Genomic DNA, 22051 nt, shown 5'->3' with positions numbered 1-22051 from the left:
AACTAGACAGCTCCACTTCACAACCGGAGGCCTTCACCTGTCAGCCCGACTCACCGCCGAAACGCGGGACAACCTCCCTGGACATCACACCTAGCGGACCCCAGGCACTCACCAACCGGCACGGCTCGTCGACGGCCACGCTCAACCGACCGCCGAGGACCGGCCAACAGCGCGGTTGGTGAGTGCTGCAGATCCGCCTCAGAACACCACGACGCCGATGCCGGTGAGCGCGAGCTGCACCAACGCCACCGGCACCAGGCCCTGCCAGGCCAGCTTCTGCAGCTGGTCGGCGCGCATCCGCGGGAACGAGACCCGCACCCAGATCACCACGACCGACACGAACGCGATCTTCAGCAGCGCCCAGATCCAGCCGATCGACTCCGGCCCCGGACCGCTCCAGCCGCCGAGGAACAGCACTGTCGTGAGCGCCGCGAGGACGACGATCCCGGCGTACTCGGCGAGCAGGAACATCGCGAAGCGGAGCCCGGTGTACTCCGTGTACGGGCCGAAGATCACCTCGGAGTCCGCGACCGGCATGTCGAACGGCGGCCGCTGCAGCTCGGCGAGACCCGCGACGAAGAACACCACCAGACCTGGCAGCTGCCACAGCAACCACCACGGATTCCAAGCGTGGCCGATCGCGGTCAGGCTCAACGAACCGGCAGCGACAGCCACACTCGCCGCGGCCAGCACGAACGGCAGCTCGTAGCTCATCAGCTGCGCCGCGACCCGGAGCCCGCCGAGCAGGCTGTACTTGTTCCCGCTGCCCCAGCCGGCCATCAGCGATCCGAGGACGCCGATGCTCATCACCGCGAGCACGAAGAACAGGCCGGAGTCGAGGTCCGCGCCGACCAGGCCCGGTGCGAGCGGGATCGCGGCGAGCGCGGCGAGGTACGGCAGGATGGCGACGATCGGGGCCCACTCGAACACCCGCTTGTCGGCGGCGTCCGGGACCACGCTCTCCTTCTGGACGAACTTCACCCCGTCCGCGACCAGCTGCGCCCAGCCGTGGAACCCGCCGGCGTACATCGGCCCGAGCCGCGACTGCATGTGCGCCATCACCTTGTGCTCGGCCTGCCCGACCAGCAAGGGCGCCACCAGGAAGGCGACCAGGACGCCCACCACCCGCACCACGAACTCCAGCATGCCTGTCAGCCTAGTGCGTCCGGCTTGACCTCAACCAACGTTCAGGTCTGAGGGTGGGTCGCATGACTGCATTGATGCCACGCCTCCGGCGCGGCGGGCCATGGGGCTGTGACTCCCGGCCTTCCCTCGTCGCTCCGGTCGCTTCGCTCCCTCCGCTCCTCAGTCCAGGCCGGGAGGCCCCATGACCACGATTCTTGTCACCGGAGCCACCGGCCGCGTCGGCCGCCCTGTCGTCGACGGGCTGCGCGCCGCGGGCGTGACCGTCCGGGCCCTCGTCCGTACGCCGGACCTCGCCGGTTTCCCGCCGGACGTCGAACTGATCCAGGGCGACATCCACGACCCCACCGCCGTACGCCGGGCCGCGGCCGACGTGGACGCTGCCTTCCTGCTCTGGCCGTCGTTCAGCGCCGACGGGGCCGCGGACGCGATCGGCGAACTGCCGCGGCGTGTCGTGTACCTGTCCTCGCTGAGCGCGCCGTCCGGCGGAGTATGGGGCGACGTCGAGCAGCTGCTGAGGGACGCCGGCAAGGAGTGGACGTTCGTCCGGCCGGGCGGGTTCGCGGTGAACGCGCAGGGCTGGGCGGATGCGTTCCGCACCGACGACGTCGTCCGGGTCGCGTCTCCCGAGGCGGGCCGGTCGTTGATCCACGAGCGCGACATCGCCGCGGTCGCCGTACTCACGATCCTGGACGACCGGCACATCGGCCAGACCCACGACCTCACCGGACCCGAGGTCCTGACCCAGGCCGAGCAGATCCGGACCATCGCGCGGGCGATCGGCAAGGACATGCGGGTCGAGGCGCTGACCGACGCGGAGGCACGGCAGGCGATGCTCGACCTCGGCGCCGACCCGATCCTCGCCGAGAGCTCGGTCGCCTACTGGGCCTCGCTCGTCGACAACCCCGAGCCGGTCACCACCACCGTCGCCGAACTCACCGGCCGCCCCGCCCTGACCTTCGCCGCATGGGCCGCCGAACACGCCGCCGAGTTCCGGGTCCTGTCCACGGCCGAGGTTGCGCAGCGGTACGTCGACGCGCTGTCCGCCGGCCGCCTCGACCAGGCCGTCGCGCTCACCGCACCGGAGGTCGTCCGCGTCGCACCACTCGAGACCGGCGGCGAAGAGGTCGAGATCAAAGGCACCGACGCCATCCTCGAGAACGCCCGCCGCCTGAACGCCGACATCGAGTACCTCGGCGTCGACGTCGTCGGCCCACTCCTCCTCGACAACCACTTCGCGATCCGCTTCACCTTCGACCAACTCGACGTCCGCACCGGCACCCGCTCCCGAACCACCAAACTGTCCCTCTGCACGGTCGACGCCGGCCGAATCACCCGCGAGGAAGTCTTCTACTACACCCCGCCACGCCACTGAGATCATCAGATATCGAACGAGAGGAGGTGCGTGTGAGCGATGTACTGATTCGCGACGTGCCCGACGACGTGCTCGCGGTGATCGACAAGCGAGCAGCCGGCCAGGGCTTGTCCAGGAGCGAGTATCTGCGCCGGCTGCTCAGCCGGGAAGCCGCGCGCTCAGAGGTCGTCGTGACGCTCGCGGACCTCCAGCGCCTCTCCGAACTCGCCCGCGACGTGGAGGATCCTGAGGTCATGGACCAGGCCTGGTCATGACGGCGACGCTCGACTCTCGGCGCTGGCTGATCGACAAGTCGGCCCTGGTGCGCCAGAGCACCGCTCCCGATTGGGAGGACTGGGCGAACCGGATCAACCGCGGGCTCGTCCACATCACCGCCATGACCTTGCTCGAGGTCGGATTCTCCTCCCGATCCGCGGACGAACATCGGGCGCTTCTGCAACAGCCACCTGTCGCGGCGATGCCGGTGGAGAACGTGACGCCTGCGGCCGAACGTCGCGCTGTCGTCGTACAGTCGCAACTCGCTTCCGCGGGTCAGCATCGGGCACCCTCGGTGGCGGACCTGTTGATCGCTGCCACAGCCGAGCAGACCGGCCTTGTCCTCCTCCACCTGGACAAGGATTTCGAACTCATCGCCAACCTCACCGGCCAGCCGACCGAGCGACTCGCTCAGGCTTGACCGAGGGGGAGTTGAAGCCAGCCGCCGATGTCGTGGCGGCCGGCGGTGAGGGCTGCGGTGCGGGCGGACTGGTTGGCGTGGTGGATGGTGCCGACGAGGATGCGGGTGGGGTCGGGGAGGGCCTGGGCGAGGAGGGTGCTCAGGTGCGGGCCGTAGCCGTGGCCGCGGTGTTCGGGGGCGAGGACCAGTTCGCGGACGACGTACGCCGGGAGGCCGAGGGCGTCGTCGGGCTTGATCACCGCGGCGGCGTACCCGGCCCACTCGTCGTACACCGTGACGTCGAACAGGAGTCCCTCGTCCGCGGCGTCCTGCAGGTCGTCGTGGTCCTGGAGGATCGCTTGCTCGGCGTGGTCCGGGTGGTCGGCGTCGACCGCGGCGTACGCGCGGCGGGCCTCGTCGTAGTGGTCGACACTCTTCGCCGGACGGAGCGCGAGGCCGGGCGGTACGTCGTGCGGGCGGAGCTCGGGGATCGGCGCGGCGAGGAAGCGGCGGTCGGGGACGGTGCCGTCGACGTCGGGGGCCGCGCTCCACAGGCGGACGTACAGCGGGTGATGGATGCCGTAGTACTCCTGGGCGGCTGCGACCAGGGCGGGGAGGTCGGGCGGCTGCGGCGAGCGGCTCATCGGGGTCGCGTCGACGAACGGTCTGGCGGGGTCGAGGTTCTCGAAGCGCATGCTGAACATCGCGTGCAGGTCGTTGCTGACGGCAACCCATCGGTTGAGCATCGACTCGGCGGGTTTGCCGGGCGCCAGCCGGTGGGCGCGCTGAGCCGCGATGTCCAGGTCCTCGGCGAGCAGGATGTCGAGCGCCGCATGCTCCTCCGCAAGAATCGCGAGCCGCCGCGCATCATCCGCCCAGGCACGAGTAAGCGGATGCTGCCGCTCCAACGTCCACCGAGCCAGCTCCTCAGCCGAAGGAATCACGAGGACTCGCCCGACTGCCCGTCCCCATCCCCAGAGCCACGAGCCGGCCCGGCAGGCGGAGCCGAGTCGGCGGGTGGTGCCGACTCCGCAGGCGAACCAGCGTCGGCAGGCGGAGGCGGGGAGGCGGGTGGTGCAGAGTCCGCGAGGGGGGCTACGTCCGTGGGTGGGGCTGCGTCCGTGGGTGGGGCTGCGGCCGCGGGCGGAGTCGGGTCGCCGGTCGGGGGCGCGGGGGGTGGGGTTTGGCGGCGGGTTCGGCGTTCGGTGCCGGGGGTGGCTCGGCGGGGGCGGGCGGGGGTGGCGGCGGCTTCGGCGGGGGCCAGGGGGTCGGGGGCGGGGGAACCCGGTGGGCGCGGGCCCCAGGTTTCGGGGTCGGGGACGCCGGGGGGCAGGGTGCGGCGGCGGCTGGGGGCGCCGGCGGGGGCGTGGTCCGACTCGCCGGGCTCCTTCGCGCCCGGCCACGGCTTCGCGACCCGCGACGCGAGTACGAACTCCTTGCGCAGCGGGTGGCCCTCGAACTCGTCCGGCAGCAGCAGCGTGGTCAGGTTCGGATGCCCGTCGAAGGCGATCCCGAACATCTCGTACGTCTCCCGCTCGTGCCAGTTCGCCCCGGCGTACAACTCCGACAGCGACGGCAGGACGGCGTTGTCGCGCGGCACCAGGGTCCGCACCAGGACGTGGTCGACATGCGCTCCGCCCCAGAAGTCCGCGAGGTGCGTCACCACCCGGAACCCGTCCTTGAGCTCGTCGGACGCGCTCAGGAAGTCGAAGAACGTGAGACCGACCGCGTCCCGCAGGACCTCGTGCGCCGCGACCCACGCTTCCGCCGGTACGTCGACCGCGGTCGGGCCGAAGCTGTCCGCCGCCGTCGCGGCGATCCCGGCGCTCGTCAGCGCCTCGAGTGCGTCGGCGCTCAAGGCTGCACCAGCCCCCGCGTCAGCGCCGCCGCGGACGGCTCGTCGTACCGCGAGGTCACGTTCTCGCCGGCGATCTTCTCCTGCAGCTTGAGGATTCCCTGCAGCAACGCCTCCGGCCGCGGCGGGCAGCCGGGCACGTACACGTCGACGGGGATGATCTGGTCGACGCCTTTCGTCACGCAGTACGAGTCCCAGTACGGACCGCCGGAGTTCGAGCAGGAGCCGAACGAGATCACGTACTTCGGCTCCGGCATCTGGTCGTAGAGCCTCTTGATCGCAGGCGCCATCTTGTCGGTCACGGTGCCCGACACGACCATCAGGTCGGCCTGCCGCGGACCGGGCGCGAACGGGATCACCCCGAGCCGGATGAAGTCGTGCCGGCCCATCGACGCCGCGATGAACTCGATCGCGCAGCACGCCAGCCCGAAGTTGAACACCCAGAGCGAGTACTTCCGGCCCCAGTTCAGCAGGTACCGGACCGGCTGCGGGGCGAGCTTCGCCAACGCACCCACCGCCGGCCGCACGGTCGGCATCCCCAGCTCGATCTCGGCCATGTCGTCAGCCTAGTCCGACAATCTCCTCCGCGAGGATTTCCGGGTACTCCAGCGGCGCGTAGTGTCCGACGCCGTCGACCAGGCGGAGCCGGACGTCGCTGAAGAAGTCGTCGAGCCTGTCGGACCACTGGCGCGGGAACAGCGGGTCGAACTCCGGCCACAGCACCACGGTCGGTACGGCGATCCGGTCGTACGACGGGGGCGCGGTCTCGGCCGCCGACACGGCCACCGACCCGGCGCCCGCCCGGTACCAGTTGAGCGAGGCGGTGAACGCGCCCGGCGCCGAGTACACCGACACCAGATGCTCCAGCTCCGGCTGGAAGACCGGCCCGGACCAGTGCGTCCAGAAGTGCGTCAGATAGGACCGCACCGCGTCCTCACGACCGTCGACCAGCTCCTCGATCACGGGCAGCCGATGGAACGCCTGGTACCAGAACTCCGCCTGCGCGTGCTCGGAGAACACCCGCTTCCCGATCCCCGGCAGCGGCGGCGCGACCACCATTCCTTCCACCAGGTCGGGCCGGTTCCGCGCGATGCGCTGCGCGATCCGGCTGCCGATGTCGTACCCGGCGAACACCGGGCGCTCCAGCCCGAGCTCCTCGACCAGCGCAACGACGCTGCGGGCCTGCGCGTCGACGCCGTACTGCGTGACGTCGGCCGACAGCCCGATCGTCGCGCCGAATCCGCGCAGGTCCGGCACCACCACGTCGAGCCCGCGCTCGACCAGCATCGGCGCCAGCAACCGGTAGTCCGTCCGGTCGCCCGGCCAACCGTGCAGCAGGACGACCGCGGGACCTTCGCCCGCACGGTCGTAGGCCAGCCGGAAACCGTCCACCGCTTCGCTCAGCATGCGCCCCATTGTTGACCATGCCACCGGCCGGGCCTACCGTCGTTTGAACAGGACTGAACAGGTCCATCGAAGGAGCCGAGATGACCGACCAGGTCGAGGTGCAGCAGTCCCGTGCGCTCGCGGTGGAGAGCAACGGGTTGAACGTGATCGCGGACGCCGACCGGAAAGGACGGCCGAGCCAGCTGTTCTGGCCCTGGTTCGGCGCCAACGTGTCGGTGCTCGGACTGAGCTACGGCGCGTTCGCGCTCGGGTTCGGGATCTCGTTCTGGCAGGCCGTGGTGGCCGGCCTGATCGGGGTGGTGTTCTCGTTCCTGCTCTGCGGGCTGATCGCGCTCGCCGGAAAACGTGGTTCGGCGCCGACCATGGTGCTCAGCCGGGCCGCCTTCGGGGTCCGCGGAAACAAGATTCCGTCGCTCGTTTCCTGGCTGCTGACGGTCGGTTGGGAGACCGTGCTGACGATCCTGGCGACGCTCGCGACCGCCACCGTCTTCGAGCGGCTCGGCTGGGGCGGCGGCTCGGTGACCAAGGTGGTCGCGCTGATCGTCGTCGGCCTGCTGACGGTGGCCTGCGGCGTGCTCGGGTTCGACCTGATCATGCGGGCCCAGACAGTGATCACGATCGTGACCGGCGTGCTCACGGTCGTCTACATCGTCCTGGTCGCGGACCAGATCCACTGGAACACGGTTTCTGCGCTGCCGAGCGGGTCCGCGCAGGCGGTGATCGGCGCCCTCGTGTTCCTGATGACGGGCTTCGGGCTCGGCTGGGTGAACGCGGCCGCGGACTACTCGCGCTACCTTCCGCGCCGGTCGTCGAGCCGCGGCGTGGTCGGCTGGACCACGTTCGGCGGGTCGCTGGCTCCGGTCGTCCTGCTGGTGTTCGGTCTGCTGCTGGCGGGATCGTCGGAGGAGCTGAGCAAGGCGATCGCCGCCGACCCGATCGGGGCGCTGGCCGAGGCGTTGCCGACCTGGTTCCTGGTCCCGTTCGTGATCGTCGCGGTGCTCGGGCTGGTCGGCGGCGCCGTGCTGGACATCTACTCGTCGGGCCTCGCGCTGCTGTCGCTCGGGCTGCCGGTGAAGCGGTACGTCGCGGCGTTCATCGACGGTGTCGTGATGATCGCGGGGACCGTGTACGTGGTGTTCTACGGCGGCGAGTTCCTCGGCGAGTTCCAGGGCTTCCTGATCACGCTCGGCGTACCGATCGCGGCGTGGTGCGGGATCATGCTCGCCGACATCGCGTCCCGGCGCCGCGACTACGCGGAGGACGACCTGTACCGGCCGGCCGGGCGGTACGGCGACGTACGGTGGCTGCCGGTGCTGACGATGCTCGTTGCCACCGGCATCGGGTGGGGCCTGGTCACGAACACGCTGGCGTCGTGGCTGACCTGGCAGGGCTACCTGCTCGGAACCTTCGGCCTCGGCGGCAAGGAAGGCGCGTGGGCGTACGCGAACCTCGGCGTCCTGGTGGCGCTGGTGCTCGGCTTCGTCGTGCAGTGGTTCGGCGGACGGCCCGCCGTACGGCGCCAGGAGGCCTGATGGTGCTGGCCCTGATCGACCTGCAGCGGATCTTCGCGGACCCCGCGTCCGGCTGGGCGGCGCCTGATTTCCGGCGGGTCGTCGAGCCGACGCGTGAGCTGATCAGGCTCTTCTCTCCCGACGTGGTGTTCACCCGGTTCGTCGCGCCGCAGCGGCCGGCCGGGGCCTGGGTCGGCTACTACGAGGAGTTTCCGTTCGCCCTGCAGCCGCCGGACGCCGACGACTACCAGTTGGTCGACGAGTTCGAGGGCGCTCCGACGCTCGACAAGACCACATTCGGCGCCTGGGGCCCCGAGTTGGCGGCGAAGGCGGACGGACGGCTCGTCCTGGCCGGGGTGTCGACCGACTGCTGCGTGATCAGTACAGCGCTTTCCGCGGTGGACGCCGGCGTTCGGGTCCAGGTCGTCGAGGAGGCCTGCGCCGGGTCGACCGCGGAGAACCACGCGAAGGCGATCGACGTGATGCGGCTGTACGCGCCGATGCTGGAGATCGTGAGCGTGGAGCAGTTGCGATGATCCGGCGGGTCTCCCTGAAGCACGAGCGGATCGCGCGGGTGCTCGCGCGGGAGATCAAGTCCGGCGTCGTACGGCGCGGCGCCCAGCTGCCCGGCGAGGTCGAGCTGGCGAAACGGTTCTCGGTCAGCCGGAACACGATCCGCGCGGCGCTCGCCGTCCTCGCCGACGACGAGCTGATCGCGACCCGCACCGGCAAGGGCTCGTACGTGCTGTTCGACGGCCGGCCGCTGGACGGGCGCCTCGGGTGGACGCACGCGCTGTCCGAGCAGGGCGTCGAGACCCGGATGCGGACGGTCCGGATCGAGCTCGAGGACGATCCCGCGCTGGCCGCCCGGCTGGGGCTGGAGTCGTCGCAGGTCGTGGTGATCGAGCGGGTCCGGCAGCTCACCGACGGTACGGCGATCTCGCTCGAGCGCAGCCGGATCCCGGCCCTCGAGGCGCTGCGGGACCTGCCCGAACGCGGCCTCGACAACGGCTCGATCAGCGTCACGCTGAACCGCGCCGGCCTGTACCTCGACCACTGCGAACAACGCCTCCGCGGCCGCCTCCTCACGCCGGTCGAAGCCGGCCACCTGGCCCGCCCCGACGGCACCTGGTTCCTGCACACCACCCGCACCAGCTGGACCGCCACGGACCAGTTCGCCGAGTACGCCGACGAGCTCCTCGACCCCGAGCACTACGAACTGAGCCTCACCTACCGCACCTGAGGGCCCGGCCGCGGGTGCCTAGGGAGTTGGTTGCCCGAGGCATAGGGAGTTGTGCTGATGTGGGCGGCTTCCTCAGGCGCGCACTGTTCTGGGACAGACAGCAGCCGGAGGAGAGCATGTTCACTTTCTCGACCGACGCGGTACGAGCGGAGATGGCGTACCGCCAGGACCGGATCCGCCGCGACTTCCAGCGCCCGTTCTGGTTCCAACGCAAGCGTGCACCGCAGCCGCCCCAGCCCTGCGCGCCCGAACTGCGGGCCCGTCCCGCGATGTGACCGCACGATCACCGCCCCAGGCCCCTTCCCCCAAGGCGCGGCCGGCTCTCCGGAGCCGGCCGCGCCACTGTCGTTTTCCGGGCGTTTCCGGCGCCGTTCCGGTGTCGTTTCCGGGTCGTTCGCGGGGTCCTAGGAACCCCTAAGACCCCCTAAGGCCGGACAGCTCGCGGGGATAGGGAGGACTTCCGATGTGCGGGTCCTCCTCAGACGAGCAGATTTACCTCTGTCGGCAGGCAGCCGGCACAGACAACGGAGGAACACATGTACACGAACGCATCGGTCAAGGCCGAGGTCGACTACCGCAGGGAGCGCCTCGCCCGTGACTTCCGGCAGACCCGGAGCACCCGGAGCCGCCGGACCATCAGCCACCTGTTCGGCCGGAAAGCCTGAAGGGAGGACAACCATGTTGACGATTCCGATCACCCCCGACGCCATGAAGGCGGAGTCCGAGTACCGCCTGGAGCGCGCCAAGCGTGACTTCCGGCTCGCGAAGCGCCGGCCGCGCCCGGCGAAGGGCTCCCAGCCCGAGCCGCGGCACGCCCTGCGACCCCGTCCGGCCGCATGACCGCCGAAACCGCCGTCCCTGAGCGAGAAATCGCGATCAGGGACGGCGTTTCTGCGACTGGGAGACACCCGCGGACGGGATGCCGTCGATTTGTGTCGGCGCCAGGGGCGAAAATGGACGACGTGCCCTGGAATTCGACACCTCTCGTCGGCCGCTCGACCGAGATGGCTGCCCTGCTGAGCGCCGTGGACGACGCCAAGACGCGTCGGGCCGGCGCCGTTGTGCTGTCCGGTGACGCCGGCGTCGGCAAGACCCGGCTGCTGGACGAGGTGGCCACCGGCGCGCACGAGCGCGGGTTCGGCGTGCTCGTCGGGCACTGCACCGACTTCGGCGACGCCGGCCTGCCGTACCAGCCGTTCTCGGAGATCTTCGGCCGGCTGGCCGGTGACCGTCCCGACCTCGTCGAGGGCGTCCTGCGGAACTTCCCGGCGATCGGCCGGCTGCTGCCCGCGCACCGCCTGCTGAGCGCCCAGCCGGCGCCGCAGGAGGGCCAGCTCGACCGCGCCGCGCTGTTCGACGCCGTCCTCGGCGCGTTCACCGCGCTCGCCACCAGCGAGCCCCAGCTGGTGATCATCGAGGACGCGCACTGGGCCGACGACTCGACCCGGGACCTGATCGGTTTCCTGATCACCCGGCTGACCTCGCAGCGCCTGGCGCTCGTGGTGTCGTACCGCAGCGACGACCTGCACCGCCGGCACCCGCTGCGCCGCCCGATCGCCGAGTGGTCCCGCAACCCCCGCGTCCGCCGGGTGAACCTGCTCCCCCTCGACGCCGACGAGGCCCGCACCCTGCTCCACTCGCTGCTCAGGAGCCCGCTGCCGCCGGTCGAGGAGCGCCGCATCCTCGAGCGTGCGGGCGGCAACGCGTTCTTCACCGAGGAGCTGGCCGCCGCGGCGTCGATGGGCGACGGCGACGTCGTGCCGCCCGATCTCGCCGACCTGTTGCTCGTCCGCCTGGATCCGCTGTCCGACGACGCCCGCCAGGTCGCGCGGGTGATCGCGGTCGCCGGCCGCCGGGTCCCGCACACCCTGCTGACCGCGGTCGCCGACCTCCCCGACCGCGAGCTCGACGAGGCGCTGCGCGAGCTGATCGACGCGCACATCATCGACCAGCCCACCAGCGATCGGTACTACTTCCGCCACGCCCTCCTCGCCGAGGCGGTGTACGACGACCTGCTGCCGGGCGAGCGCGTCCGCCTGCACTCGGCGTACGTGCAGGCGCTGAAGGACCAGACCGTCGCCGGTACGGCGGCCGAGCTCGCGGGGCACGCCACGCGCTCGCACAACCTGCCGGTCGCGTTCGAGGCCCGGGTCCGGGCGGGCGAGGAGGCCATTTCGGTGGCCGCGCCGCAGGATGCGCTGAAGCACTACGAGCTCGCCCTGGAGCTGTTCCCGAACCGGGCGCCCGACCACGCGATCGACAAGACGTCGCTGATCGTCTCGACCGCGACCGCGGCGACCTTGTCGTCGCAGCACCTGCGGGCGGTGAAGATCCTCCGCAAGGCGCTCGCCGACCTGCCGCCGGACGCCCCGAAGCTGGAGCGGGCGCAGCTGCTGCTGCCGCTGGCCGACATCGCCCTGGTCATCGACCAGGACCAGGAGGCCAACGAAGCCATCACGCAGGCCCTCAAACTCGTCCAGGACGAGCCGGCCAGCGTGTTCAAGGCGCAGGTCGCGTCGTTGTACGCCAGGGTGTCCGACGCGCTCGGCCGTCCGATGGAGGCGGAGCGCTGGGCGCACAAGGCGCTCGAGATCGCCCGCGACGCCGGTCAGGAGTCCGCGGCCAGCGACGCCGGGATCACGCTGGCGCAGCTGCGTCGCCGGGCCGGTGACCCGGAGACTGCCGTGAAGCAGCTCGAGGAGGCCGCCGTCCGGGCGCAGCTCATCGGCGACCCCGCCGCGGAGGTGCGCAGCCGGTTCCTGGTCGGGTCGACGCACTACGACCAGGGCGACCTGCTGAACGCGAAGGCCGCGCTGTCGTTCGCGGCGAAGCGGGCCGGTGAGCTCGGGCGGCAGTGGGCGGCGTACGGGTTCGACGCGCGCCGGATGCTGGCGCTGACCCAGTTCACGCTCGGCGAGTGGGACGCGGCGGCGGCGACCGCCCGGACCGACGCGATGACGCCGGCGGCGGCCGCGGCGGCGCTGCGGGCGGTGGACTTCTCGGTCCGCGGCGGGCGCGGCGACACCGCGGTCGCGGAGGAGTTCGAGCTGTCCCGGAAGTGGTGGGACCTCGACGTGATGCTGCCGATCATCGGGCTGCAGCCGGCCGTCGACGCCTACCGCGTGCTCGACAAGCCGGCCGAGGCCGAGAAGCTGATCGCCGACGTGTCCGCGCTGTGCGCCGACGTGTTCCAGACCGAGTGGTTCCTCGGCCGGATCCGGTTCTCGACGCTCGGGCTGCAGCTGCTGTGTCACCGCGCGGTCAGCGAGCCGACGGCCGCGGCGGAGCTGGTCGCGCGCGGTGCGGAGCTGGTGTCAACCGGGCAGACGACCGCGGAGAAGGGCCTGCCGCCAGGGCGCCTGATGGGCGTCGAGGGGCTCGCCTGGCTGGCGCGGCTGGAGTCGGAGTGGGATCGGCTGCGCTGGCTGGCCGGGATCGACGCGCCGACGCCGGAGGAGCACGTCGCCTCGTGGCAGCGCACCACGGAAGCCTTCGGCTACGGGTATGTCTTCGAGCAGGCATGGTCACGGATCCGGCTGTCGGCCGCTCTCCGCGCCGCGGGCCGGGTCGGCGAGGCGAACGAGCAGACCGCATTGGCGGCCGAGGTCGGGCGCGAGCTGACCTCGCGCCCGCTCCTGGAGGAGGCCGGCGGCGTCGACACCGGCGTCGCGAGTGCGCTGACGTCGCGCGAGACCGAGGTGCTGCGGCTGCTCGCCGAGGGCCGCACCAACCGGCAGCTGGCCCGCGAGCTGTACATCTCGGAGAAGACGGTCAGCGTGCACGTCTCGAACATCCTCGCCAAGCTCGGCGTTCGCTCCCGCACGGAAGCCGCCGCCGTGGCCCGCCGCGACGGGTTGCTCGGCGAGGACTGAGCGAGGACCCGCCGCGGGTCAACCGTGGCTGCGGCGGCGGTCGGGCTGGGGATGCAGGTGGCGGGCCCGGGCGCGGGCCAGTTCGTCACCGGCAGGTGCCGGTTCGGCGGGGGCCGGTGTGGGCCGGTCGAGTTCGGTGATGTCGTCGAAGACCTGGCGGGCGTGCCGCATCCGCGCTGCGGCCAGGAGCACAAGTCCGGCTGCAGCCAGGGCTATCAGCACCCACAGTTGCCACGACATAGCCTCACCGCCACGTGTTCGCCCCGTTCCCCCGAGTAATCACCATAGCCCCGATATCGGCGGTTGGCGACCGGCTGTGCGCATTCCGTTGACACCGCTGCTTGAAACTCACGTTTTGTTGCACCGGGCAATCACAAACGGTGATCAGGCAACGAGGTGACCGCCTGGGTCGCTGATTACTCTCAGTGACTCAGGAGGGGAGGAATATGCTCGGGCCGGTGAGAGTGCTCTCTGCTGACGACGTCCGCCGGGCCGTGCCGATGAGCGCGGCGATCGATGCCGTGCGGGACGCGTTCCGCGAGCTCGCGGCCGGGAACTTCGTGCTGCCGCCGCGGCAGATCTTCGGCGACGGCGCGGTGCTGGTGATGTCGGCGTACCACTCCCCGACCGGGACCGCGGTGGTGAAGAAGATCGGGATCGCGCTGGACCAGGTGCCGGCGATCCGCGCGACGCTGATCTGGACCGGGCGCGGCGAGCAGCTGGTCGCGGACGGCAGCTCGATCACCACGTTGCGGACCGGCGCGGTCGTCGGTGTGGCGACCGCTCTGCTCGCACCGGCCGACGCGACCCGCCTGACCGTGATCGGGTCCGGCGCGCAGGCACCGGATCAGGTCCGCGCGGTGCTCGCCGTCCGCCCGATCGCCGACGTCACCGTCACCGGCCGCTCGGCCGGCCGCGCCGAGGCTCTTGCGCTGGAGCTCGCGGGCGAATTCCCCGCCGTACGGTTCACGTCGAGCACGGACGTCGACGCCGCGGTCGCCGACGCGCACGTCATCTGCTGCGCGACCTCGTCCAGCTCACCGCTCTTCGCCGCCGACGCTCTGCCCGCCACCGTCCACGTCAACGCGATCGGCGCCTTCCGCCCCAGCATGCGCGAACTCCCCCGCGAGCTCCTGGCCTGCGCCACCACCGTCCTCGTCGACCAGCGCGAAGCCGCCCTCGAAGAGTCCGGCGAAGTCATCGACGCCGTCCGCGCAGGCAGCATCACCATCGACGACCTGGTCGAGCTCGGCCCCGCCCTCGCCGACCCGCCGGCGCCGTCGGGCCGCACGGTCTTCAAGTCCGTCGGCGTCGGTTGCCAGGACTGGGCGATCGCGGCCGCCCTCGCCGGACGGTAGCCGGTAGACGCGGATCCGCAGCCCATCACAATGCGCCGCACCCGGCAGGCCTGAGCGTGGCGCGGGGCGGCGGCGCCGATTGTGATGGCCTGGCGATCCGCTCAGGTCCAGCGCAGGACGCCCTTGCGGTAGGCGTACAGCAGGCCGACCGCGACGAAGGCGAGGAAGACGAACATCTCGATCAGCGTCGCGAAGCCGAGGGCGGCGAAGATGGTGGCCCACGGGAACAGGTAGATCGCGTCCACGGCGAAGATCACGTACAGGTACGCGAACAGGTAGTACCGGATGTGGACCTGGGCCCAGCCTTCGCCGACCGGGTCGACGCCCGACTCGTACGTCTTCAGCTTGCCCTCGGTCGGATAGGTGACCGTCAGCGCCTTGTTCAGCGCGAAGGCGCCGAGCAGCCCGACGAGGCCGAGCGCGACCACCGCGGCGATGACGCCATAGCTGTCCGACACGGGCAGCAGTCTAGTTCGTGCAGAGCAGTAGGGAGTCGACGGCGACGTACGGGCCGTAGCCGGAGTGGATGTCGGCGACCTGCAGCCTCAACCGCGTCACGCCGGAGATGTCGTAGTTGAGCCACGTCTCGGTCTCCTGCTGCATCCGGACCGAGGCCAGCGCCGTCGTCCCGTTGTGCAGCGACACCCGGACCAGCCCGTCGGTGAGGTTGCCGAGCCAGTTCCGCGAGTACCGGCAGCCGGTGGAGTCGACCTCGCCCCAGACATACCCGCCCTGGTTCGCGAGCAGGTCGGCCTCGGCCCGCCGCGGCCCTTCGGCCGGCGGTACGACGGTGAACTGCGGCTGCCCCGCCCCGCCGGCCCGCACCAGGCCCTTCGTGAACAGGCCCCGCCAGACGTAGTGCTTGAAGCTGATCATCGGCGAGATCGCCGCGGCGTACGGCGCCTGCGGGCCGATCGCGATCCGGTACGTCCGGACCGACCCGGGCTGCACCGTGGTGATCGTCACGCTGCCGCCCGACGAGTACCCGTGCGCGACCTCCTGCCAGCGCTTCAGCGACGGGATCCACTGGTGCAGCGGGATCCTGGTCCCGGTGGCGGGCGCCGGCGACAGCGTGCCGACGACGGTGATCACGCCCTTGGTCGCGTCCGTCGTCCGGATGCTGTAGATCTTCGCGGTCCGCGCGGGCGAGGTGGACGCGCGCCGCGCCGAGGCGAGCGGGACGGCGCAGCCCAGCAGGAGCAGAGACAGCAGTCCGATCAGCACACGGCGCATGAAGCAACTCCCTGAGGTCACAACTAGATGCCGATACCCTGCCGTTTCTCACTCCGGATCGCAAGCGACCGCTTGCGCACGGTGATACCCCGCCACTACCGCACCGTCCCGCCTTCTAACACCGTGTCCCAGGCTGTGGACCACCGGGGCTTCCGCATGGTTCCGTTCTAAGGGCGAACTAATATTGGGGTTATCGCCCTGGACTGGGGGGATCGATCTGTCGTCCACGAAACGGCGGACCGACCCAAGCTTCGACTTGGAGATGAACAGAACAGTGACCATCGAGGTCAAGCAGCTCGACCGCGTGGTGATCCGCTTCGCCGGCGACTCCGGCGACGGGATGCAGCTCACGGGGGACAGGTTCACAGCGGAAACGGCATCGTTCGGCAATGATCTGTCGACGTTGCCCAACTTCCCAGCAGAGATCCGGGCACCAGCCGGGACCCTGCCGGGCGTCAGCTCCTTCCAACTCCACTTCGCCGATCACGACATCCTCACGCCGGGTGACGCACCCGACGTGCTGATCGCGATGAACCCGGCGGCGCTGAAGGCGAACCTCAAGGACGTGCCGCGCGGCGCGACCCTGATCGTCGACACCGCGGACTTCACGGCGCGGAACCTGAAGCGGATCGGGTACGACGAGAACCCGCTGGAGACCGGCGAGCTCGACGCCTACCACGTGATCGCGCTCAATCTCACCGGCATGACGGTGGAGTCGGTCAAGGAGTTCGGCCTGACCCGCAAGGACGCGTCCCGGGCGAAGAACATGTATGCGCTCGGCCTGGTGTCCTGGCTGTTCCAGCGGCCGGTCGAGTCGACGATCACGTTCCTGGAGACGAAGTTCGCGGGCAAGCCGGACATCCGGGACGCGAACATCGCGGCCTTCCGCGCGGGCTACAACTTCGGGGAGACCGCCGAGGAGTTCTCGGTCCGGTACGAGGTGAAGCCGGCCAGCATGCCGACCGGCACGTACCGCAACATCTCCGGCAACCTCGCGCTGGCGTACGGCCTGGTGGCGGGCGCCCAGCGGGCCGGGCTGCCGCTCGTCCTCGGTGCGTACCCGATCACCCCGGCCTCCGACGTCCTGCACGAGCTGTCGAAGCTCAAGCGGTTCAACGTCACCACGATCCAGGCCGAGGACGAGATCGCCGGTGTCGGCGCCGCCCTGGGCGCGTCGTTCGGCGGGGCGCTCGGCGTCACCACGTCGTCCGGCCCGGGCATCAGCCTGAAGTCCGAGACGATCGGCCTCGGCGTGATGCTCGAGCTGCCGCTGGTGGTCTGCGACATCCAGCGCGCCGGTCCCTCGACCGGTATGCCGACCAAGACCGAGCAGGCCGACCTGCTGCAGGTGATGTTCGGCCGCAACGGCGAGGCGCCGCTGCCGGTGCTCGCCGCCCAGTCCCCCGCGGACTGCTTCGCGATCGCGATCGAGGCCGCCCGGATCGCGATCACCTACCGCACGCCGGTGATCGTGCTGTCCGACGGCTACCTGGCCAACGGCTCCGAGCCGTGGCAGATCCCGGCCGTCGACGAGCTGCCCGCGATCGAGCCGAACTTCACCCTCGAGCCGAACGCGACCGGCGACGACGGCGCCCCGAAGTACCTCCCCTACCTGCGCGACCCGGAGACCCTCGCCCGAGCGTGGGCGGTGCCGGGGACGCCGGGTCTGGACCACCGGATCGGCGGTCTGGAGAAGGAGGACAAGACCGGGAACATCTCCTACGACCCGGCCAACCACGACCTGATGATCCGCACCCGGCAGGCGAAGGTGGACGCGGTCGCGCGGTCGATCCCGCCGGTCGAGGTCGACGACCCGGACGGTACGGCGAAGGTCCTGGTGCTCGGGTGGGGTTCGACGTACGGCCCGATCGGCGCCGGGGTGCGCCGGGTCCGCCGGGTCGGCGGCAAGGTCGCGCAGGCGCACCTGCGGCACCTGAACCCGTTCCCGGACAACCTCGGCGACGTGCTGAGGTCGTACGACAAGGTCCTGGTCCCGGAGATGAACCTCGGCCAGCTGGCGCTGCTGCTGCGCTCGAAGTACCTGGTCGACGTGGTCTCCTACGCGCAGGTCCGCGGGATGCCGCTCGGCGCCGCGGAGCTGGCCGAGGTGATCGGCAACCTGGTCGAGGAGACCGCGGGCATCGACGACGACGCCCGCCACCTGGGGGCGGCCGCAGCTGCCGTCAAGCACGGCGAGGCACTGGCCGACCAGAACGGCCACGGCCATCTGAAGGAGGGAGCACGATGAGCACCGTCGAGCTCGGCATGCCGAGCCTGCCGAACGGTCTGCGCGGCGTCCCGGCCGCGACCGAGCCGCAGAACCGCAAGGAGTACGTGTCGGACCAGGAGGTCCGCTGGTGCCCCGGCTGCGGTGACTACGCGGTCCTCGCGGCCTTCCAGGGCTTCCTGCCCGAGCTGGGGATCAAGCGCGAGAACGTCGCGATCGTCTCCGGTATCGGCTGCTCGTCGCGATTCCCGTACTACCTGTCGACGTACGGCATGCACTCGATCCACGGCCGCGCGCCGGCGATCGCGACCGGCCTGGCGACGGCCCGCCCGGACCTGAGCGTGTGGGTGGTGACCGGTGACGGCGACGCGCTGTCGATCGGCGGCAACCACCTGATCCACACGCTCCGGCGGAACGTGAACCTGAAGATCCTGCTGTTCAACAACCGGATCTACGGCCTCACCAAGGGTCAGTACTCGCCGACGTCGGAGCCGGGCAAGGTGACGAAGTCGACGCCTATGGGGTCGGTGGACAACCCGTTCAACCCGGTGTCGCTGGCGCTCGGCGCGGAGGCGACCTTCGTGGCGCGCACGATCGACTCCGACCGCAAGCACCTGACCTCGGTCCTGCGGGCCGCGGCCGAGCACCGCGGTACGGCGTTCGTGGAGATCTACCAGAACTGCCCGATCTTCAACGACAACGCGTTCGAGGCGTTCAAGGACCCGGAGACCCGCGACGACGCGATCATCCCGCTCGTGCACGGTGAGCCGATCCGGTTCGGGACCGACGGCCGGCTCGGTGTGGTCCGCGACGGGTTCGCGTCGCTGGCGGTGAAGGAGATCGCCGACCTGCCGAACGGCGAGGCCGACCTGGTCGTGCACGACGCCCACACCGAGGACCCGGCGTACGCGTTCGCCCTGTCCCGCCTCACCGACGGCGGCGTACTGCACCGCGCGCCGGTCGGCGTGTTCCGGTCCGTCGAGCATCCGGCGTACGACGACATGGTCCGCCAGCAGATCAGCACCGCGCAGGAAGCCCAGGGCCCCGGCGATCTGCAGGCGCTCGTCACCGGCTCGGACACCTGGACCGTGAACTGATCGTCGCTCGAAACACGCGGACGGCGTCACGCTGGTCGTGACCCGTTCGCGTGGCAGGTTGACCGCCATGGCGGAGAGCGAACCGATCCAGCAGACAGTGCACTTCGGCCGGTCGATCAGCGGCAGCGAGGTCGTCCAGGCGGTTCGGGACGCCTGCAACGCGCGGGACCGGGACAAGCCCGTGTACGGCGGTCAGGACTTCTTCTCCGACCGGCCCGCACGTCCAGGTGATCCCGTCCGGATCGGCCAGAAGTCGATGGATCCGGCGCGGAACCTCGTGGTGAAACCGGCCGGCGGTCCGGACGAGGTCTTCCGACCGGACGGGTCCTACGACTCGGCCGTGGTCGTCCGGCACGACCTCCCGGGGACCCGGTGGGCGGTCCGCTTCTACCCGGACCAGGAGATCGCCGCGGTGGCGGACTTCGCGGAGCGGCTGTCGCGACACCTCCCGGCCGAACGGCAGGCGGACGCGGGGCCGGCGTACGACGCGGCGTACCCCTCGCCGACCGGCGCGGTCACCAACCGGCCGGACAGCCGGCCGGCGGCCTCCGCCTGGCGCAAGACCTCACCGGGCACCGACTCGCGCGGCTACTGACGACCGACGAGCTGGGTGAGGGTGGCGCCCGCCGCACGGTCGAGGTGGTGTGCACTCAGCCCGGCGGCCCGCGCTGCGATCACATCCAGCTCCAGGTTGTCGCCGATCATCAGCGTCTCTCCCGGCTCTACGCCCAGCGCCTCACAAACACGCTGGTACGCCAAGGGATCGGGCTTGCTGACACCGAGTGCCTCCGACGTGCAGACCACGTCGATCAGGTCGGCCAGCCCGATCGCCGCCACCTTCGCGTTCTGCTGCCTGGTGCTTCCGTTCGTGAGCACGCCGACCCGCCATCCGTTGCTGCGGGCAACTTCCAGCGCGGGGCGCGCGTCCGGGTACGCGATCCAGTTGTTCGTGTACTGCGTCAGGTACCCCGTGAACACCTCGTCCAGCTCGGCATCGGCCACCGGGACCGGCAGCCCGAGCACCGGCAGGAACGCGCGGAGTCGCCCGCGCCGCTGGCCCTGGTGCGTGAGCTCCCCGGCCAGGAAGCGGTTGAACTGGTCCTCCTCGATCACGAACCACTCGGCGATCAGCTCGTCCGTCGGCGTGATCCCGAGCTCCGTCACCCAACTGCGCAGACCCGCCACGGCACACCCCGTGTGATCGAACAGGGTGTTGTCCAGGTCGAACACAACCGCCTTCACAGGCCGACGACCTCCACAAGGTCGCCAAGGCCGGTGAAGTCCTTGGGGTTGCGCGTGTACAGGACGGCCTCGTGCGTGGCCGCCGTGGCAGCGATCACGAGATCGAACGCACGGGCCCTCGGCCGGCGGCCGGCTGCGGCGACCGTCGCCGCGAAGGAGCCATAGGTGCGCGCGACTGCATCGGTGACTGGCAGCGCTTTGAATGCCCGCTCGATACCGGCAAGGCGGCGCAGCCGGCCCGCACGGATTTCCGGCGATCGAGCGACCAGAACACCGAAGTGCAGCTCGGCCAGACTGATGGTGCTGATCGCGAACTCCGCATCAACAGGCTCATCAAGACCTTCGATCAGGACGCTCGTATCGAGCAGCACCCTCACTGCTTCGGCTCCCACGGGTCGGCCAAGTTCTGATCGACCAACTCCCGGTCGGTCGGCCATTCCTCGTCGGTGCGTGGACGCAGCACGTCGGCGACCTCGCCATACCGCCGCCAGTGGTCGCGTTCCGGCGGGCCGAGCACAGCAGCCGGACGACCCGACACCGTGATCAGCAGGTGCTCACCGGATTCGGCACGACGCACCAGATCACTTGCGTGTTGTCGCAGCTCGCGCAGTCCCAAAGCATCCATATCCCCAGGATAGCACTTGTGCTACCTCTTGGTCAGGCGCGGACGATCGAGTCGCGGTTGAGCTCGCGGTGGTTCGCGTAGCCGGACAACGCCAGCGTCAGGTCGAGTTCGGCCAGGAAACACCGCAGTACATGCTCGACGCCCGCCTGCCCGGCCAGCGCGAGGCCGTAGAGCAGCGGACGGCCGAGCAGGACCGCCTTGGCGCCCAGGGCGAGTGCCTTGGCCGCGTCGGCACCCGTGCGGACGCCGGAGTCGAACAGGATCGTCAGCTGTTCACCGACCGCGTCCGCGATCGCCGGCAGCGCGTCCAGTGCCGCGATCGCGCCGTCGACCTGACGGCCGCCGTGGTTCGAGACCACGACGCCGTCCATGCCGTGCTCGGCCGCGAGCTTGGCGTCCTCGACGTGGGTGATGCCCTTGAGCACGATCGGCCCGTCCCAGTTGTCGCGCAGGAACGACAGGTCGTCCCAGGACAGTCCGACGTTCGGGAACATCTGCGCCCAATGCATCACCGCGGCGCCGGCGTCCTCGTCGATCGGCTTGGCCAGCTTCGCCCGGAAGGCCGGGTCGCTGAAGTAGTTCGCCAGCCCCTCGCCCTTCAGGAACGGCAGGAACCCGCGGTCCAGGTCGGCCGGCCGCCAGCCGATCGTCCCGGTGTCGAGCGTGACCACCAGGACGGCGTACCCCGCGGCCTTGGCGCGCTGCAGGAAACTCAGGCAGACGTCCCGGTCGGTCGGGTAGTAGAGCTGGAACCACTTGTTCGACGCCTCGATCGCCTCAATCGCGTGACTCGCCTGCGTCGAGTGCGTGTAGGTGAGGCCGAGGGTGTCGGCGGCGCGGGCGGTCGCCAGTTCGCCGTCCGGGTGCGCGAGCGTCTGGACACCGATCGGCGCGATCAGCACCGGCGCCGGCATCGTCGTCCCGAGGATCCGGCAGGAGAGATCGCGGTCGGTGCTGCCACGGAGCATCCGCGGCACCAGGCGCCAGCGGTCGAACGCGGCCCGGTTCGCCCACGCGGTGGAGCCTTCGCCGGCGCTCGGCACGATGTACCCCATCGCCTCGGCCGGCAGCTTCCCGGCGGCCTGCGACTCCAGCCGCGCCAGGTCGGTCGTGATCTCCGGCGTCACCCCCTGCAGCATTCCCTGCAGGTAGATCTGCAACTGGTAGTCCCCGAAGTTGGCCATGCCGGATGCTTTCACAACGCCATG

26 protein-coding genes are annotated in these 22051 nt (G+C 70.5%); 14 read left to right on the top strand and 12 right to left on the bottom strand.

Translation table 11 applies throughout. The features are described from left to right. Window positions 1–198: 198 nt before the first annotated feature. The gene (locus AB0I12_RS40350) at window positions 199–1146 is read right to left on the bottom strand and encodes a complex I subunit 1 family protein (RefSeq protein WP_359941046.1); all 948 of its coding nucleotides are present in this window, start codon (window positions 1144–1146) and stop codon (window positions 199–201) included. Window positions 1147–1327: 181 nt separating this feature from the next. Here AB0I12_RS40350 and AB0I12_RS40345 point away from each other — a divergent pair, with 181 nt between their 5' ends. Genes AB0I12_RS40345 through AB0I12_RS40335 form a run of 3 tightly spaced genes read left to right on the top strand, consistent with a single transcriptional unit; the run spans window position 1328 to window position 3194 of the window. Continuing rightward, the gene (locus tag AB0I12_RS40345) at window positions 1328–2518 is read left to right on the top strand and encodes an NAD(P)H-binding protein (protein ID WP_359941043.1); all 1191 of its coding nucleotides are present in this window, start codon (window positions 1328–1330) and stop codon (window positions 2516–2518) included. Window positions 2519–2550: 32 nt separating this feature from the next. Next, window positions 2551–2772 carry a ribbon-helix-helix protein, CopG family gene (locus AB0I12_RS40340; RefSeq protein ID WP_359941040.1) on the top strand — a complete coding sequence of 74 codons (222 nt, stop codon included), beginning with the start codon at window positions 2551–2553 and terminating at the stop codon, window positions 2770–2772. Beyond that, the gene (locus tag AB0I12_RS40335) at window positions 2769–3194 is read left to right on the top strand and encodes a PIN domain nuclease (protein WP_359941037.1); all 426 of its coding nucleotides are present in this window, start codon (window positions 2769–2771) and stop codon (window positions 3192–3194) included. Before AB0I12_RS40340 ends, AB0I12_RS40335 begins: the two co-directional genes overlap by 4 nt. Here the strand turns inward: AB0I12_RS40335 and AB0I12_RS40330 are convergent. The 4 genes from AB0I12_RS40330 to AB0I12_RS40315 are packed head-to-tail and all read right to left on the bottom strand — an operon-like array spanning window position 3185 to window position 6435. Then, entirely contained in the window at window positions 3185–4117 is a 933-nt protein-coding gene (locus AB0I12_RS40330) for a GNAT family N-acetyltransferase (RefSeq protein ID WP_359941034.1), read from the bottom strand. The two genes, AB0I12_RS40335 and AB0I12_RS40330, sit on opposite strands and share 10 nt — an antisense overlap. Next, window positions 4114–5031 carry an NADH-quinone oxidoreductase subunit C gene (locus AB0I12_RS40325; RefSeq protein WP_359941031.1) on the bottom strand — a complete coding sequence of 306 codons (918 nt, stop codon included), beginning with the start codon at window positions 5029–5031 and terminating at the stop codon, window positions 4114–4116. Before AB0I12_RS40325 ends, AB0I12_RS40330 begins: the two co-directional genes overlap by 4 nt. After that, a complete protein-coding gene (locus tag AB0I12_RS40320; protein ID WP_355482292.1) occupies window positions 5028–5585 on the bottom strand; it encodes an NADH-quinone oxidoreductase subunit B family protein in 558 nt (185 codons plus the stop codon). The genes AB0I12_RS40325 and AB0I12_RS40320 overlap by 4 nt, the downstream gene beginning before the upstream one ends. Window positions 5586–5589: 4 nt before the next feature. Continuing rightward, window positions 5590–6435: an alpha/beta hydrolase gene (locus AB0I12_RS40315; protein WP_359941028.1), complete on the bottom strand. Its 846-nt coding sequence runs from the start codon at window positions 6433–6435 to the stop codon at window positions 5590–5592. 80 nt (window positions 6436–6515) lie between these two features. On the opposite strand from AB0I12_RS40315, the gene AB0I12_RS40310 reads away from it, so the two are divergent. The 7 genes from AB0I12_RS40310 (at window position 6516) to AB0I12_RS40280 (ending at window position 13061) form a co-directional block, all read left to right on the top strand. Further along, entirely contained in the window at window positions 6516–7967 is a 1452-nt protein-coding gene (locus AB0I12_RS40310; RefSeq protein ID WP_359941025.1) for a cytosine permease, read from the top strand. Next, complete coding sequence (locus AB0I12_RS40305; protein WP_359941022.1) at window positions 7967–8482, top strand: cysteine hydrolase; 516 nt, start codon at window positions 7967–7969, stop codon at window positions 8480–8482. The genes AB0I12_RS40310 and AB0I12_RS40305 overlap by 1 nt, the downstream gene beginning before the upstream one ends. Continuing rightward, complete coding sequence (locus AB0I12_RS40300) at window positions 8479–9189, top strand: GntR family transcriptional regulator (protein ID WP_359941019.1); 711 nt, start codon at window positions 8479–8481, stop codon at window positions 9187–9189. Before AB0I12_RS40305 ends, AB0I12_RS40300 begins: the two co-directional genes overlap by 4 nt. Window positions 9190–9305: 116 nt before the next feature. Continuing rightward, a complete protein-coding gene (locus AB0I12_RS40295; protein WP_359941016.1) occupies window positions 9306–9464 on the top strand; it encodes a hypothetical protein in 159 nt (52 codons plus the stop codon). 261 nt (window positions 9465–9725) lie between these two features. Further along, a complete protein-coding gene (locus tag AB0I12_RS40290) occupies window positions 9726–9854 on the top strand; it encodes a hypothetical protein (protein ID WP_355694399.1) in 129 nt (42 codons plus the stop codon). Window positions 9855–9867: 13 nt separating this feature from the next. Then, window positions 9868–10029 carry a hypothetical protein gene (locus AB0I12_RS40285; RefSeq protein WP_359941013.1) on the top strand — a complete coding sequence of 54 codons (162 nt, stop codon included), beginning with the start codon at window positions 9868–9870 and terminating at the stop codon, window positions 10027–10029. Between the two features lie 113 nt (window positions 10030–10142). Beyond that, window positions 10143–13061: an AAA family ATPase gene (locus AB0I12_RS40280; protein ID WP_359941010.1), complete on the top strand. Its 2919-nt coding sequence runs from the start codon at window positions 10143–10145 to the stop codon at window positions 13059–13061. An 18-nt stretch (window positions 13062–13079) separates the two neighbouring features. On the opposite strand, the gene AB0I12_RS40275 is transcribed toward AB0I12_RS40280, so the two are convergent. Then, entirely contained in the window at window positions 13080–13301 is a 222-nt protein-coding gene (locus tag AB0I12_RS40275; RefSeq protein WP_359941007.1) for a hypothetical protein, read from the bottom strand. Window positions 13302–13519: 218 nt separating this feature from the next. Here AB0I12_RS40275 and AB0I12_RS40270 point away from each other — a divergent pair, with 218 nt between their 5' ends. Then, a complete protein-coding gene (locus AB0I12_RS40270; RefSeq protein ID WP_359941004.1) occupies window positions 13520–14419 on the top strand; it encodes an ornithine cyclodeaminase family protein in 900 nt (299 codons plus the stop codon). 101 nt (window positions 14420–14520) lie between these two features. On the opposite strand, the gene AB0I12_RS40265 is transcribed toward AB0I12_RS40270, so the two are convergent. Together AB0I12_RS40265 and AB0I12_RS40260 are read right to left on the bottom strand one after the other, a co-directional pair. Then, window positions 14521–14877, bottom strand: coding sequence for an NADH-quinone oxidoreductase subunit A (locus tag AB0I12_RS40265; RefSeq protein WP_355694408.1), 357 nt, complete (start codon window positions 14875–14877; stop codon window positions 14521–14523). Between the two features lie 10 nt (window positions 14878–14887). Further along, window positions 14888–15652, bottom strand: a complete 765-nt coding sequence (locus AB0I12_RS40260) for a hypothetical protein (RefSeq protein ID WP_359941001.1) — start codon at window positions 15650–15652, stop codon at window positions 14888–14890. Window positions 15653–15914: 262 nt separating this feature from the next. Here AB0I12_RS40260 and AB0I12_RS40255 point away from each other — a divergent pair, with 262 nt between their 5' ends. The 3 genes from AB0I12_RS40255 to AB0I12_RS40245 all read left to right on the top strand — a co-directional run bounded on the left by AB0I12_RS40255 (window position 15915) and on the right by AB0I12_RS40245 (window position 19571). Next, window positions 15915–17900 (top strand): 2-oxoacid:acceptor oxidoreductase subunit alpha, encoded by a 1986-nt coding sequence (locus tag AB0I12_RS40255; RefSeq protein WP_359940998.1) that lies wholly within the window; start codon window positions 15915–15917, stop codon window positions 17898–17900. Then, window positions 17897–18976 carry a 2-oxoacid:ferredoxin oxidoreductase subunit beta gene (locus AB0I12_RS40250; protein WP_359940995.1) on the top strand — a complete coding sequence of 360 codons (1080 nt, stop codon included), beginning with the start codon at window positions 17897–17899 and terminating at the stop codon, window positions 18974–18976. The genes AB0I12_RS40255 and AB0I12_RS40250 overlap by 4 nt, the downstream gene beginning before the upstream one ends. Before the next feature lie 67 nt (window positions 18977–19043). Continuing rightward, the gene (locus AB0I12_RS40245; protein ID WP_359940992.1) at window positions 19044–19571 is read left to right on the top strand and encodes a hypothetical protein; all 528 of its coding nucleotides are present in this window, start codon (window positions 19044–19046) and stop codon (window positions 19569–19571) included. Here the strand turns inward: AB0I12_RS40245 and AB0I12_RS40240 are convergent. From AB0I12_RS40240 to AB0I12_RS40225, 4 genes are read right to left on the bottom strand one after another with little or no spacing between them, the layout of a single operon-like run. Continuing rightward, window positions 19565–20218 carry an HAD family hydrolase gene (locus AB0I12_RS40240; RefSeq protein ID WP_359940989.1) on the bottom strand — a complete coding sequence of 218 codons (654 nt, stop codon included), beginning with the start codon at window positions 20216–20218 and terminating at the stop codon, window positions 19565–19567. The genes AB0I12_RS40245 and AB0I12_RS40240 overlap by 7 nt on opposite strands. Next, complete coding sequence (locus AB0I12_RS40235) at window positions 20215–20589, bottom strand: PIN domain-containing protein (RefSeq protein ID WP_359940986.1); 375 nt, start codon at window positions 20587–20589, stop codon at window positions 20215–20217. Before AB0I12_RS40235 ends, AB0I12_RS40240 begins: the two co-directional genes overlap by 4 nt. 2 nt (window positions 20590–20591) lie before the next feature. After that, complete coding sequence (locus AB0I12_RS40230) at window positions 20592–20843, bottom strand: type II toxin-antitoxin system prevent-host-death family antitoxin (RefSeq protein ID WP_359940983.1); 252 nt, start codon at window positions 20841–20843, stop codon at window positions 20592–20594. A gap of 32 nt (window positions 20844–20875) precedes the next feature. Next, complete coding sequence (locus tag AB0I12_RS40225) at window positions 20876–22027, bottom strand: alpha-hydroxy-acid oxidizing protein (protein WP_359940980.1); 1152 nt, start codon at window positions 22025–22027, stop codon at window positions 20876–20878. Window positions 22028–22051: the final 24 nt, after the last annotated feature.

The organism is Kribbella sp. NPDC050459, assembly GCF_040655315.1.
In the GTDB taxonomy this organism is placed as follows: Bacteria; Actinomycetota; Actinomycetes; order Propionibacteriales; family Kribbellaceae; genus Kribbella.
The sequence above is the reverse complement of the archived record's forward strand: the minus strand, read 5'-3'. Positions and strand labels throughout refer to the sequence as shown.